Genomic DNA, 14304 nt, shown 5'->3' with positions numbered 1-14304 from the left:
AGGTCTTTTAACTTCTTCCTTCTTCCCTCTTCCCTCTTCCTTCTTCCCTCTTCCTTCTTCCTTCTGCCTTCTGCCTTCTCCTATAGTTTCTGGCGCGAACTCAGGTGAGCTTCAATTTCCGATCGCGATCGCCATACAGGGCGCAATTCCTTGCGAGCAAAGAGCTGCAACTGATCGCCGGCGTGGGGCGAACCAGGTTGAGTGGCGTTGCCGTAACTGTTTAGCGCCATCGCTTTCACCGGATTCGAGAACTCAATCGCAGCCACAAAAGAATCGCCCGCAACCGCTTGAAAGCGATTGTCTTTCCCTGGAGCGAACCATACTGAGCGAAATACACCCAAAGCACCGTCAGCTCCATTTGCAGGCAAATTAGCCTCCCCAGGCAATCGGAAGACTTCCCCCCATGCCACATCTAAAGCGCCATAAGTTGCCTCAACTTTGGTTGCTGTCGCTTCCAACACCCGCACCGCCTCCGCAGGATTTGCCAACCCGTCTGGCGTCGTTAGTGGCGCATCTTCGCTCCAAGGTTTAGCGAATAACTTATCGGCATCCATCGCTTGTTTCCAAAAGGCAAACAGCACCGCACCGCGACTGTCAGCATCGACTTTGCGATTCCAAGTGGCGAGAACTTCCGCAGCGCGGCGCGCTTTTTCACTGCCTTGCCGTGCGACGGGAATTAAATCATCGAGGAGGCGATCGGCGAGTTCTACCTGAGTAGAATGTTTGTATTGCATCAATTCATCGAAAGAGATTTTTGCATCTTCTAAGAGCATTTTTGCCGATCGCTGCGATCGCAAATCCATCGGGCCGCGCGGTGCCATGTAGGCGGGATAATTATCAGGTGCGATCGGGCTGGGAAAGGTCGTCGTCCAAGGAGGATCGTTGGTATTTTGCAACCAACCGCTGGGCGGATCGACAACGCGCGGCAAATCCGCATAGGGATGATTTTTGGTCCACAAAGTCTCTGATGTATTGCCTGGGATTGTGTCTGACCAGTATTTAAAATCTCCGTTTTTGCGAATGGGGACTTGACCGTTAAACAAGTGCATGATATGCCCCTCACGATCGGCATACATGACGGTAAACATGGGAATTTCCAAGCGCTTTAAAACAGCCTCAAATTCATTGAAATTCCGGGCTCGTGCCATATCCCACCACTCCTCTAAAGCACCGGACTGTTCGAGTCCGACAACGCGCAGGGCGATCGCTTTGCCCTGTTTTTCTGTGAGAATCGGCCCGTGAACAGAACGCCGCACTACTAGAGATTCCGATCGCAAATTCCCATTCTTTTCTTTGACTTTTAAAACCTTCTCTTCTCTGTCAAATTTTCGGACTTCGCCATCGAAGCGATAGCCATCGTTAGCAAGGGACAATTCATAGGCATCCCAGCCATCGTGAGTGTTGACAGTATGAGTCCATCCCAAGTTGTCATTAAAGGCGATCGTTAATACAGGAAATCCGACGAGAGTCGCTCCGTAAGCGTTAATTTCTGGGGCAACCAGTTGTGCTTCGTACCATAAATATAAATCCGACCAAGGAAGGTGAGGATTTGCCAATAGCATGGCATTGCCACTTTGAGAATGGGAAGGAGCGATCGCCCAACCATTAGAGCCTTTAGGAGTATTATTTTCAGTGAGCTTTTCAACGCGCTCTGGATCGACTACAAAAGTAAAATTGATGACACGCTGCTCGTGTGCCAATACATCTGCCGGTTTGAGGGGCAATGCTATTTTTAATTCTTCGGTGAGCGCCTCTGGGTGTTCTTTTGCATAGGCATTCATTCCGCCAACAAAAGCATCAAGATAGTTGCGAAAAATGGGAGTTTGTGATTCATACCACGCCTTTGCACGATTAGGAATTCCCATAGTTTGCACCCAGCGATCGGATTCCAGATAATCTTCGCCCCAAAACTCGGCAGCTTGCCCGCGAGCTTGCCCGTAAAGACGCAAAATCAGATTACCGTGACTTTGCATCTGCGCCCAGCCAAAAGCGTAGAAAAGGCTTTTACTATTTTCTCCGTAAATATGTGGAATTCCATAGGTATCCCAAAGAATTTGAGTGCCTGTTTGAGGCGAGGATTGAACCCCATTATTGAGGAGCAGAACTAAAATAAAACTCATTAATAACGAGGCAATCATTCGGCATTGTTTTTTTAGTTGTAGAAACACTGGAAATTAATTGGCTAGGGTGGATTAAACTGAGACATTGCAGCCTTTTTAACAAGCTGCATGAACAAAACGCCGAGGATTTAAACCCCTTTTATGGAGAGGGAAAAATTTATACCAAATCCGTTGCCCCAAAATGTAATCTATCTACGTCTATCTGAGTCGATATGCAGTTAAAAAAATAACTTTTCTTCGAGCTATCCAGAAAATCCTAAAAAAGACCCTGTGTAAATCGGATGTGAAATTAAAAACCCTCCGCTAGCTCACCAACTTGAAAAGCGCTATAAAACGCCGGTGTGCCGACTGTAAAGCGCCTTATGTTATTGGTGAGGAGGGGGGGTAAACAAGTAGGGCGAGATAGGTTATAAGGTTATTTTTTAATTTGACCTTGTTGCCAATTTCCTTCTACTTTCGTTCCATCTGCATAAATGTAGGAACCTTGACCGTGTTTCTGCCCGTTGAGGAATTCACCTTGATAGCGATCGCCATTGGCGTAAATACAGATACCTTTGCCGTTGAACTGACCCTCGCGAAATTCGCCTTCGCAGCGATCGCCATTGGCAAAAATATAAACTCCTTTCCCGCTCATCTTACCCTTGACAAAAGTGCCTTTATAGCTATTGCCATTAGCAAACTCGCGGACACCCTCACCATTAAATTCTCCATTCTCGAACGGGCCTTGATAACGTCCCCCTTCTTTAAAAGTTAACAACCCCTGACCTTGAGTGTTGCCCTTGACAAACTCTCCTTCATAGCGGTTGCCGTTCGGATATTCGCGAACCCCTTTGCCATCAAATTGCCCTTCACTAAACTGCCCCTGATAACTACCTCCTTCAGCAAAAGTATAGGTTCCCTGTCCGTGAGGCAAGTTACTCAGCAACTCTCCTTCGTAGCGGTTCTTATTAGCATATTGACAGACTCCTTTACCGTTAACTTTGCCTTCTTTAATATCTCCTTCGCAACGAGTGCCATCACTGAATGTAAAAGCCCCCCGGCCGCTGGGGGAACCACTCGTAAAAGAGCCTTCGTAGCGAACCCCGCTAGCTGAAGTAAAAATACCAGTACCGTCGAATTCGCCGTTTTTAAAAGTGCCTTCGTAGCGGTTGCCGTTAGCAAATTCGCGGACACCTTGACCGTTGAATTCACCCAAGGCAAATTCTCCTTGGTATTTACCTTCTTCTTTAAAGGTATAGATGCCTTGGCCGTGAGGTTGGCCGTTGAGAAAAGAGCCTTCGTAGCGATCGCCGCTGGCATATTCGCACATAGCGGGGCCGCTAAGTTTTCCCTCACTCAATTCTCCCTCGCAACGCCCGCCATCGGGTAGAGTAATTACTCCTGCCATTGCGCTGTCAGGGTTGACAAACAACACAGCCATTCCCAAGTTGGAACCAAGTAATAGAGTGAGTCCAACTCGCTGAAGTTTACTTAATATTGCTGACGACATTCCCAAATTCATAATTAACAAAAAATTCAAGTTTTAACTTTGCTATTCCTTGGACGGTGCTATAGAATTCCCAGCCAAATTGCTAGAGTTTCAAAAAAATCCCTACTCATCGAGCTGGAAGGTAATGGATGCTCTTTCTCCTTTAATGCCATTCTCTGATGAGGCAAGTTTCCATTTTTCTACTGCTTTAATCACTGCGCGATTCAAGTCGTTGTATTTGCTAGGAGTCGAGATCTTGATGTTGAATGGCTTACCGTTGGGGTCAATGTCAAACACGACTTCCACTTCGCCTTGCCGCCCTTCTTCTCTGGCTGCGCTCGGATATTCAGGTCTACCGCAGCTAATGCAAGAGTCGGGAAGCCGGCCGGAAGAGCCCGAAGGACTCCCCCCTCTTCCTGGATTTGTCGGTTTTGGCACTGGCCCCGAACCGCTACCAAATGGCCCTGATGAACCCCCGCCGCCATTTTCACCTCCACCGGGTGATGAGTTCGATGCACTTCCGACCGGGCTACCAGAGGAGGGGAGGTTTCCTACACCTCCGATCGCATTTCCAGAATTGCTGCCGCCTCCTGGCTTAGTAGCTGTGACTGGCGAGCCTGTTTGGCGCACGGGATCTCGCCCGGAACCGGCCGCAAATGGCTCATCGGAAGGCCCCTCGCTACCCGCCGAAGCAGATGGCGAGAGCGGCTTATTTTTTTCAGGGCTGTCGGAGGAGTTGGGATTTTCAGCATCTTTTGTAACGTCTGTCGAACTTCCAGCGCCTTTGGGGCGGGAAGCGGTAACAGGTGGTTCGCTCTGAGGGGGTTCCTGGCTCGCCGTTGTGCTGGGGCGATCGATTTTTGGAGGATCGGGTAACGGATAGTTTGATTCGTTGGCGATCGGGGTTTTGGCAGTTTCTGGGGGATTGAAATCCTGTTGAGGCGGGGGGGAAGGCTCCAGAGGAGGTGGTGGCGGCAAAGTTTCCGTTAAAGGCAACTCTTTCTTAATCTCTGGCGGGGGCGTTGCTGCTACCGGGGGTTCCTCTGGAATCGGCGGGGGCGTTGCTGCTACCGGGGGTTCCTCTGGAATCGGTGGGGGCGTTGCCGCTACCGGTGGCTTTTCTGGCTGAGTTGGCTCTGGTGGCGGTTCTGGTTTGAACGTCTCAGGTGGGGGAGATATCTTTTCTGGAATAACCGGCTCTGGCTTGGTTTCCTCTACTTTAGGCTCATCAAGCACAACAATTTCAATGGCATCCTCTGCAAATTCAGCAGGTTTGACCAACGCCAGAAGTAAGGGCAGCGCCACGCCGTGCAGTAAGGTTGAGGCTAACAAACCGATCGCCAGGACTTTTTTGAGAGCTTCTTCTTGTTGTTGTCTTTGCGTCGCCGAAATATTTGAAAAACTCATGCCCGATCGATCTCCTTTATGGATGGGTTGGTGACATCCTGGCTGGCTCCCCGACATCACCGGAAACAAGCTACCAACTGCGGGTTGAGCTTGCTATCAATGATGAACCTACAAATCTTATAAGAAGACTGTCACTTTTTTTAACACTCTTACTATTCTTTTGCATTTATTTTGTTTCGATCTAGCGAGCAGATGCCATAAATCAGCATTTCCTCGGGCTGGGATCTACCTCGATCGCATGGGCGCTGTCAATGTTCGGATTCTGACAGGGCCAGCTTCCACAACTCTTTAAATACAAGATTCCATAGGCCAATATACCAACATTTTTCAGCATTCTCAAGATTTTTAGAAATTTATTTATAACTTTTACAAGATATAATGTACTAAATGATAAGTATAAGTTATGATAATGTGTGAGTTAGGGCTTGACATTTCTGAAAATTCGTGAAGTCTAATTGAGAATATTTAACAGTATTTAAGATTATTGTCAACTCCTAACGCACATACTTACCAAAGAAGCAGGGGGAGAAAAATCGGTCAGGATCGCAGTAGGAGCATTTTGGTTGCAGACGAAGATAGTCAGATACAGGTAGCGCGGGAAGTGCGAGAAGTGCGGGAAGTGCGGGAAGTGCGAGAAGTGCGGGAAGTGCGGGAAGTGAAACAATTCTCCGTCTGAATCACTTGTGCCTGCTTGACGCAAAAACTATACCAGCCTGCGATCGGGCTAATTGCATGATTAGGCAGTTGGCGATCGCTCAACACAGCTAACGAGAATACAAACCAATGGATGCTTTCATTTACATTAATAATGTAGCATCTAAATGAGCATATTTTGGTTATACTTGAAACTTTTTTATTACGGATAATACGATTTCCATAAATAGCTTTTTCAATCCATATTTATATAATTTATCCATGACTCTTCCAATTTTATCGTCATTTATATAATCCGCTTTTATTCCTGCACCTAACAAGGTTTCGATTACTTTGTCTTCAAAAAATTGACTGAGTAAATATAATGGTCTTGATACAAACCCTAATCCATTGATTTAAAATAGCTTTCGCTAATATTCCCGCTGATTTGTTTCCGAACATCTATTACTAATTTATCGTTGATTATTTCAAATCTTCCTATCTCATCAATTAGTTCAGCTACTATTCCTCAGTGATCGATATTTTTGATTTTTATTTCTGAAGTAGGGGGCATTTTTTTAGCTAGATAATATTTTTGACGTTTTTTTGATTGTCTCACTTTTTTTGCCTCAACTGTCTAAGTATTTTTTACTTAGTCAGCTCTGGTAGCACTATACTATATTTGGTAGTGCTATTGAAGTGCGGAATGTGGGATATAGGGACGAATTGGGGGGTATCTGAATCAACGATTTGCCGAATTGTCACTAATATTGAATCAACTTTAATGAAAACGGGAAAGTTTGGTATTCCTGGGAAAAAAGCATTGTTCTAAGGTTGTGGGCATCAGCAAAGCTGTGGTAATGGATGTCACAGAAACATCTATAGAACGTCAAAAAAAAATATCACTCAGGTAAGAAAAAATACCACACCCTAAAAATGCAAGTGGTCATTAATCAAGAAACCGGCACAGATTATTTGCCTAAATTTTGGACTATTGCCACGATTTCAGCTTGTTCAAAAAAACAATGTTCATTTCCATTCTGAGATAGATAGTTTACAAGATAGTGGCTATCAAGGGATAAAAGATTATCACTCTCATAGTTATACTCCTAAAAAGAAACCAAAAAATGGGAAGCTTTCTCTTTTAGAAAAAGACTACAATCGAGCCTTAGCCCAGAAGCGAATAGTAATGGAAAATGTTAATAGGAGTCTCAAAGTTTTCAAGATTTTGTCAAGTCGTTATCGAAACCGTCGCCGCCGTTATGATCTCCGTTGTAATTTGTTGTCAGCACTTTACAATTATGAGTTAGCTCTCATGTCTCAAATTCAAAGCCTTTAATTATAACATAGATTTTTTTTGCAAGAGGTCTAATTAGTAGAGATGCACCCGAAGCCTGTTCTTATATAATTATCTCTACCTCTAGGTTGATGTCGATCGCGATTTGAATCATTAACACCGCTCTCAAACACATCAAACTGTCTATCGCAGTATTAAAAAACCAAAACTTCTGCAGGTGGCAAGTTCTACTTTTAACCACTTACCCAAACAATGCAAATAATGACTAAGCCCCCGATATAAACTCCGATAGGGATCGGTGATTCCCAATTCTTTAATCTTCAATGCCCCAATCGAAATTGAAAGTAGTATTAACTCCCAAACGAGAGTTGACTGCGGTGTCTTTAATCGATAATTTTTACCCAACCGCGGCGCACGTTGTACAGCAGTCGGTTGATGATGGCATACTCATCTTCATTCAGCGTTCTTTCTAAGAGTGCGGATCTGAGCTGTCTCCGGTCGTGGCGAGTCACGACGCTGGAGAACATGACTTGACCAAATAATTCTTCGAGTGTCATTTGGGTAACTGACATGATAAACCTCTTAATTGATTGAGATAAATAAAATTTTCACAGGCTCCTGATATATCTATTATGCTTTGTACAAGGGCCTATTTGGGCGATCGAAAACATTGACACCGTGTGATTTTTGGGCTACAAATCTGTGACCTAGACTTTGAAACCATGTGACTCGGATCTTTTTAATTTGTGATCCCAGTCACTGATGTTGAAGGAAGAAGGAAGAAGGAAGAAGGAAGAGGGGAGAGGGCCGATCGACAAAACTCCGCCGATCGCCATTGCTCTCAATCCCTTACTAATCCGTTTTCAACATCATTTTCGCCTCTGTCAATTTTGCATTTAATTGAGGCATCGGTCAATAGTCGCCACCACCGACTCGGCCAATTCTTTGAGCGCGTAACCTCCCTCCAAACCAAAGACGAGGCGGCTGGTGATTTGCAAGCAATATCCGGTAAAAGTACCGAAATCTGACGGGGCCAGATTCATACTTGCCAGCGGATCCGAGACAATAGCATCGTAACCGGCGCTGACAATCAACAAATCTGGTTGAAAATTTGACAAAAACGGCACCACAAGAGATTCAAAAGCGCTCCGATATTCAGCTATACCGCTGCCGGGATACAGCGGAATGTTCAGCACGTTGTCGTAGCTGCCGCGCTCGTCGGCATCTCCAGTTCCCGGATAGCAGGGAGATTGGTGCAGGGAACAGTAGGCAATTTTCCGGCAGTTTTCCACCACGGATTGAGTGCCGTTACCGTGGTGCACGTCCCAGTCGAGGATGCCGACGCGGTTAACTCCCGGCTGTTCCAAGGCGTACTTCGCTGCGATTGCAGCATTGGAAAACAAACAAAAACCCATCGCGCGATTGTTTTCGGCATGGTGTCCCGGCGGCCTGGCCAGCACGAAAGCTGGTGCGTTTCCTGCCAAGACTCGATCGACCCCATCGAGCCAAGCACTCGCCGCCAGCAGCGCTACATCGTAACTTTCAGCAGAAATCGGCGTATCGCCGTCGAGGTAGCCGCCTCCTTGAAGAGACAAATGTTCGACTTCTTTGATGTATCTTGGCGCGTGAACTTTTTTTAGCGCCGAGAACAATTCTGTTTGGCGCTGCGCCACTGGCGCGGGCAGTTGCCAGTCAAGGCGGTCGGCCCAAGGGGCAGCTTTCAGAGCATTGACGATCGCCGTTAAACGTTCTGGTCGCTCTGGGTGAAGCATTCCAGTCTTGTGCAGCAAAAAATCAGGGGAGTAGATGACGGGTAGCATCAGTAGATTTTAGAGTTAATTTTTTATATCTTAGATTTTCATTTTGATTTAATTCGACATTCGGCTTTATGAAATTAGAATTGCGTCCGGGCAACCATTTTAATTGAGATCATCTGGGGCTTTGTAAAAGGCATTTTTTCTTAATGCGCGCTGTTGAGAACTCGCTTCCAGATCTAACCCCCTGCCAACTCTCGATAGCACGCATTAAAAATGGCGCGATCGATGCTCCCTTTTAATTTTTTAGATAGCACTCAAAAAAACTCACCAAAACATGAAAACCGACCGCCTCAAAAACCCTTTCTAGCTCCGGCAAATTGATGACTAAATCACCAACTACCAACTTACGAATTTCCCTCGTTTCGTCCCTTAATTTTTCTGGCAACTTGCCCCTAAAGTCAAAGGCAAATTGTGATATAATTTTAGGAGTAATTTGCAATATTTGGCAGCTCTACTGAATCCAAATCGATTTTATCGCATTTTTGAGATTTATAGCGGTCAAATTTAAAGTTTTAACGGAGTTTTTCAACCTATGAGTATCTCTGAGTCGCGGATAATCCCGACGGATCTGGGTGGTGAGATGTCCCGATCGTACTTGGAATACGCCATGAGCGTAATAGTCGGTCGGGCGCTACCAGATGCGAGGGACGGTCTCAAGCCCGTTCACCGACGCATTCTCTACGCCATGAACGAATTGGGCTTGACTCCCGATCGACCATTCCGCAAATGCGCCCGCGTCGTCGGGGAGGTGCTCGGTAAGTATCACCCCCACGGAGATACAGCGGTTTACGACGCCCTGGTGCGGATGGCTCAGGATTTTTCCATGCGGGAACGCCTGATCAACGGCCACGGCAACTTCGGCTCCGTTGACAACGACCCGCCCGCTGCCATGCGGTACACCGAATGTCGCCTCACAGCCCTGACTAGCGACTCCATGCTGCGCGACATCGACTCGGAAACAGTAGATTTCGGCGACAACTTCGACGGTTCCCAACAAGAACCCCTCGTGCTCCCCGCACGCATCCCCCAAATTTTGCTCAACGGTTCCTCCGGGATTGCCGTCGGGATGGCCACCAACATTCCGCCGCACAACTTAGGCGAAATAATTGACGGTTTAATAGCGCTAATCCACAATCCAGGAATTACCGACCTGGAATTGATGCAGTACATTCCCGGCCCGGACTTTCCCACCGGAGGGCAAATTCTCGGCAGAGGCGGCATTCGCGATGCTTACACCACCGGGCGCGGTTCGATTACCATGCGCGGAGTTGCCAACATTGAAACCATCGAACACGTCGGCCGCCCAGACAAAGAAGCAATTATTATCACCGAATTGCCTTACCAAACAAATAAGGCAGCGCTAATCGAGAAAATTGCCGAACTGGTAAACGACAAAAGATTAGACGGAATTTCCGACATTCGCGACGAAAGCGACAGAGACGGAATGCGGATCGTGATCGAACTCAAACGCGATGCCTATCCCCGCGTCGTCCTCAATAACCTCTACAAACAAACACCGCTCCAATCAAACTTTGGAGCCAATATGTTAGCGCTAGTAAATGGGGAACCCCAACTACTGACGCTCTCACAATTCCTCAATGTCTTCCTAGACTTCCGCATTGAAACAATTACTCGTCGGACTCAATATGAGCTCCGTAAAGCAGAAGAACGCGACCACCTTCTGCAAGGCTTATTAATTGCCCTAGACAACTTAGATGCAATTATTCACCTAATTCGCGCCGCTGCCGACTCCGCAGCAGCCAAACAAGAATTGATGGATAATTACGGTCTTTCTGAACAGCAATCTGACGCAATTCTGCAAATGCAGCTCCGGCGTTTGACAGCCTTGGAAGCGCAAAAAATTCAGCAAGAACACGAAGAACTGCGAGCTAAAATAGCAGATTTGGAAGATATTTTAGCGCGCCGGGAACGCATCTTAGAAATCGCCGAATTTGAAGCCGTCGAAATCCAAACCAAAATCGCTACTCCTAGACGCAGCGTCATCGAACACGCCGAGGGAGAAATCGATGAAAGAGATTTAATTGCTAACGAACAAGCAATTATTCTGATCACAGAACAAGGCTACATCAAGCGGATGCCTGTCAGCACTTTCGAGGCTCAAAGTCGCGCTACTCGCGGCAAAGCAGGCGCGAAAATGAAGGAAGATGACGGAGTAGAACATTTCCTTTCTTGTTGCGATCACGACAGCGTTTTGTTCTTCAGTGACAGGGGCGTAGTTTACTCTGTCAAAGCTTATCAAATCCCCGTCTGTTCGCGGACTGCTCGCGGCACTCCCGTGGTGCAACTGCTGCCGATTCCTATAGAAGAAAAAATCACTTCTATGGTGTCAGTGACAGAATTTACCAGCGAAGAATATTTGGTGATGCTAACTCGCGGCGGCTATATCAAGAAAACCGCACTTTCTGCTTTTGGCAACATCCGCACTAACGGTTTGATCGCGATTTCTCTGGAAGAAGGCGACCAACTGCGCTGGGTACGGAGAGCAAAAGTTGGTGACAGCATTATCATCGGCACGCGCCAAGGTATGGCGATTCATTTCCGCACCAATCACGAGCAGTTGCGCCCGGTAGGCCGCGCGACGCGGGGTGTAAAATCAATGAAATTGCGATCGGGCGACGAGCTGATCAGCATGGACATTTTACCAAGTTCAATTATTGCCGAAATTGCTGAATTGGTAACGGGAGAATCGGAATTTGAAGGAGCAGAAGTTGCTCTGTTAGAATCGGGAGAATTGGAATTTGAAGGAGCAGAAATTGCTGAATTAGAAGCTGAAGATGTGGAATTTGAAGAGGAAGAATTAGAACTGCAAGCCGAGGAAACTGAAGGCGAAGATGCCGAAGAAATTCCCGCAGTTAGCAGCGAAGTTCCCTCGGTGTTGGTAATCACTAGCAACGGCTACGGCAAGCGGGTTCCAGTTTCTCAATTCCGCCTGCAAAGACGCGCTGGCAAGGGATTGACTGCTACTAAATTCAAGTCGAAAAAGGCTAAGGATTACGTGGCTGCGCTGCGAATTGTCAACGACAATGATGAGTTGATGATTATTACCAACCGAGGTATTATTATCCGTCAGGCTGTGAGTGCAATTTCCACGCAATCGCGCACTGCAACAGGCGTGCGGGTGCAGCGGTTGGATGAGGATGATTCAATTGTAGCTGTGGCTTTGGTGCCGGCTTCGGGTGAAGAGTCGATCGAAGAATCGGCATCTGAGGAAGCGACAGAGGAGTCATAGGTTAATAGTTTGTAGGGTGCGCTGCGGTGCACCTTACTGCTGTTGAATGCTAAAAGTGCGATCGCCCCTACTCAGAAGTTTTCCCTCAAAAGTCAAATATTTTTTCCGGTGAGGTAATGATGAGTCAACTCCAAACCAAACTACTAACTGATACCTGGGTTACAGCGACTTGGGATGAATATATAGAAATTATTAAACAGCCGGAGTACGATCGAGCAAAATGCTACTATTACAACGGACAGTTGAGGATTGAAATGGCAGCAGTCGGGCCAGATCATGCTGATGACAACGGAATTATCGTCATCTTAATCAATTTATTTGGCATTGCTAAAGGTATAAAAATGAGACTGCTGGTCAACTGTAGCTACGCCAAAACAGGTGTCAGAGGCGCTCAACCTGATGCTTCTTACTACATCGGAGACCGGGTGCAAACGGCACCTCGCGGCAGTTCTGTAGTGAATTTGGATAGCGCAGTTTCCCCAGATTTAGCAATTGAAATTGCCGACAGTTCTCTTGTTGACGATTTGGGAACAAAAAGAATGATTTATGAAGAATTAGGAGTGTCTGAGTATTGGGTAGTAGACGTACAAAAAGCGCAAGTTATTGCTTTCAAAATAATTGCTAACCGTGGAAGCGAACGTCTGACGGAATCTCAAGTTTTGCCGGGGCTAAAAGTTGCTTTATTAGAGGAAGGTTTGCGCCGCAGTCGCCAGACGGACAATACAGAAGTAGGTAACTGGTTCTTAGAGGAAGTTCGCGGGAATCCTCAATAGTGCGATCGACTGCATTCTTTTTTTAACGGGAGGCTAGAAACCCGGTTTATTCGTATATTTGTCATAGTAAACACAAAACTCGTAGAAACCGGGCTTCTGAGGTATACCTGTGTCCGGCACTTCAATCATTGACAATTGCTCCGATAATTGCTATAGCATAATATAAGTCTAAATTTAATAGCAAAAGTCTGTAAAAATGCCTTATTTAACAGCAGCAAACGACATCAAAGCAGTCATTTCTCAATTTTCCCAAGCTAAAATTCTGTGGGTTGACACAGAAATAGCAGACTATAAATCCAACCCCAGATTATCTCTGATTCAAGTGTTAGCAGACTCCACCGATGCGACAGGAGATGCCACGTTTTTACTAGATGTATTAGATAAACCTGAATTGGCGAAAAATTTCATCAGCCAAATCATGGTAAATCCAAATATTGAAAAAGTCTTCCACAACGCCAGCTATGACATCAGATTTCTGGGCAATGACGACGCTCAAAATGTCACTTGCACATTAAAAATGGCGAGAAAGATTCCAGCTTACATTCTGCCCTTACCTAATCGACAACTCAAAACTTTAATAGAAACACTTTGCGGCATTACTTATGTAGATAAAACCGAACAAAGCGGCGATTGGGCAAAGCGTCCCCTGACCCAGAAGCAGCTAGAATATGCCAAGATGGATGCGGTTTATTTAGCTGGAGTGCATCGCCGCCTGCTAGAAATTCTTGCCCAATGTTACCCCGAACCCGCAGCGGAAAACTTGACCGCCTTGGGTGAAAAATATCAGGAAATAGAATCTCATTGGAAGCCCCTAGATGCAGAAATTGCTGAAGTTAAGGAACGATTTAAAGCGGGGATGCTGGCGCAAAATCTCAAAGATAGTTCTTATTTTCAGCTTTCCAGTTCGATAGCGATGAAAGTTGATTTTATGACGCTGGCGAAACTAACGCAAGCTGAGGGAATTGAGTTGAATTTTCCGGTGACGCTGACAAAAGAAATTCAAAAACAGTTAGGGGAAGTCATCGCCGATCCATCTTTGGAAGTTGAGGAGATTGCTAGTTGGCGCTTGAATTCCAACCTACAGCAGCGGCGAAAATCTACTAAGAAAATTGCGCCGGAACCGGAGAGTGAGGATTTAACAGCATTGGGGGAAAGGTACAAAGAAATTTTGCCTGAATGGAAGTTGCTGGATTCTGAAGTTGAGCATTTGAAAGAGCGCATTAAAAAAGCAATGTTGGTGCAAAATCAGGAAAATACTCCCCATTTTAAGTTATCCAGTTCCTCAATTTTGAAGGTAGATTTTGCTAGCTTGGCAAAACTTGCGCTATCTGTGGGAGTTGAGTTAGATTTTATGGTGACGCTGACTCAATACATTCAAAGGCAGTTAGGGGATGCGATTAACAAAATTGATGTGCAAATTGAGTATATTACCAGTTGGCGGATGACGGCGAAGACTGTGGAAGATGAAGATGAGGAAATCCCGTTTTAAGTCCTAGGGTGCGTCGCCATGAAAAATATCCAAAGAAATATCGATAATAT

General features: G+C 46.1%; 9 protein-coding genes and 2 pseudogenes. 5 read left to right on the top strand and 6 right to left on the bottom strand.

The features are described 5' to 3' along the window. Positions 1-80: 80 nt before the first annotated feature. The 4 genes and pseudogenes from QT998_RS03410 to QT998_RS03395 all read right to left on the bottom strand — a co-directional run. A complete protein-coding gene (locus QT998_RS03410; protein WP_333114097.1) occupies positions 81-2138 on the bottom strand; it encodes an acylase in 2058 nt (685 codons plus the stop codon). Between the two features lie 397 nt (positions 2139-2535). Beyond that, positions 2536-3639, bottom strand: a complete 1104-nt coding sequence (locus QT998_RS03405; RefSeq protein WP_333217923.1) for an MORN repeat-containing protein — start codon at positions 3637-3639, stop codon at positions 2536-2538. A 72-nt stretch (positions 3640-3711) separates the two neighbouring features. Beyond that, positions 3712-4995 carry an energy transducer TonB gene (locus QT998_RS03400; RefSeq protein WP_333217921.1) on the bottom strand — a complete coding sequence of 428 codons (1284 nt, stop codon included), beginning with the start codon at positions 4993-4995 and terminating at the stop codon, positions 3712-3714. 839 nt (positions 4996-5834) lie between these two features. Beyond that, positions 5835-6154: pseudogene (locus tag QT998_RS03395) on the bottom strand (DUF4277 domain-containing protein); the annotation flags it as partial. A 189-nt stretch (positions 6155-6343) separates the two neighbouring features. On the opposite strand from QT998_RS03395, the pseudogene QT998_RS03390 reads away from it, so the two are divergent. Then, a pseudogene (locus tag QT998_RS03390) lies at positions 6344-6967 on the top strand (transposase family protein); the annotation flags it as partial. Between the two features lie 341 nt (positions 6968-7308). Here the strand turns inward: QT998_RS03390 and QT998_RS03385 are convergent. Further along, positions 7309-7497 carry a hypothetical protein gene (locus QT998_RS03385; RefSeq protein ID WP_194008036.1) on the bottom strand — a complete coding sequence of 63 codons (189 nt, stop codon included), beginning with the start codon at positions 7495-7497 and terminating at the stop codon, positions 7309-7311. Positions 7498-7687: 190 nt separating this feature from the next. Here QT998_RS03385 and QT998_RS03380 point away from each other — a divergent pair, with 190 nt between their 5' ends. After that, positions 7688-7825: a hypothetical protein gene (locus QT998_RS03380; protein WP_333114089.1), complete on the top strand. Its 138-nt coding sequence runs from the start codon at positions 7688-7690 to the stop codon at positions 7823-7825. Here QT998_RS03380 and QT998_RS03375 read toward each other — a convergent pair. Beyond that, positions 7822-8745, bottom strand: a complete 924-nt coding sequence (locus tag QT998_RS03375) for a histone deacetylase family protein (RefSeq protein ID WP_333091941.1) — start codon at positions 8743-8745, stop codon at positions 7822-7824. The genes QT998_RS03380 and QT998_RS03375 overlap by 4 nt on opposite strands. Positions 8746-9274: 529 nt before the next feature. On the opposite strand from QT998_RS03375, the gene gyrA reads away from it, so the two are divergent. The 3 genes from gyrA to QT998_RS03360 all read left to right on the top strand — a co-directional run bounded on the left by gyrA (position 9275) and on the right by QT998_RS03360 (position 14254). Then, complete coding sequence (gene gyrA / locus QT998_RS03370; protein ID WP_333091942.1) at positions 9275-11992, top strand: DNA gyrase subunit A; 2718 nt, start codon at positions 9275-9277, stop codon at positions 11990-11992. A gap of 116 nt (positions 11993-12108) precedes the next feature. Then, positions 12109-12765: a Uma2 family endonuclease gene (locus QT998_RS03365; protein ID WP_333114086.1), complete on the top strand. Its 657-nt coding sequence runs from the start codon at positions 12109-12111 to the stop codon at positions 12763-12765. A gap of 196 nt (positions 12766-12961) precedes the next feature. Continuing rightward, on the top strand, positions 12962-14254 hold the full coding sequence (locus tag QT998_RS03360) for a ribonuclease D (protein WP_333114084.1): 1293 nt from the start codon (positions 12962-12964) through the stop codon (positions 14252-14254). The last annotated feature ends 50 nt before the right edge of the window (positions 14255-14304 follow it).

The sequence above is a fragment of the Microcoleus sp. S1D4 genome (genome assembly GCF_036700765.1).
In the GTDB taxonomy this organism is placed as follows: Bacteria; Cyanobacteriota; Cyanobacteriia; order Cyanobacteriales; family Microcoleaceae; genus Microcoleus.
This window is presented reverse-complemented; position numbering and strand designations above follow the sequence as displayed.

Excerpts from the sequence above, each read along its gene's own strand:
- QT998_RS03380 (WP_333114089.1), top strand. The coding sequence starts at position 7,688 with ATGTTGAAGGAAGAAGGAAGAAGGAAGAAGGAAGAGGGGAGAGGGCCG.
- QT998_RS03360 (WP_333114084.1), top strand. The coding sequence starts at position 12,962 with ATGCCTTATTTAACAGCAGCAAACGACATCAAAGCAGTCATTTCTCAA.
- QT998_RS03365 (WP_333114086.1), top strand. The coding sequence starts at position 12,109 with ATGATGAGTCAACTCCAAACCAAACTACTAACTGATACCTGGGTTACA.
- QT998_RS03410 (WP_333114097.1), bottom strand. The coding sequence starts at position 2,138 with ATGATTGCCTCGTTATTAATGAGTTTTATTTTAGTTCTGCTCCTCAAT.
- gyrA (WP_333091942.1), top strand. The coding sequence starts at position 9,275 with ATGAGTATCTCTGAGTCGCGGATAATCCCGACGGATCTGGGTGGTGAG.
- QT998_RS03375 (WP_333091941.1), bottom strand. The coding sequence starts at position 8,745 with ATGCTACCCGTCATCTACTCCCCTGATTTTTTGCTGCACAAGACTGGA.
- QT998_RS03385 (WP_194008036.1), bottom strand. The coding sequence starts at position 7,497 with ATGTCAGTTACCCAAATGACACTCGAAGAATTATTTGGTCAAGTCATG.
- QT998_RS03400 (WP_333217921.1), bottom strand. The coding sequence starts at position 4,995 with ATGAGTTTTTCAAATATTTCGGCGACGCAAAGACAACAACAAGAAGAA.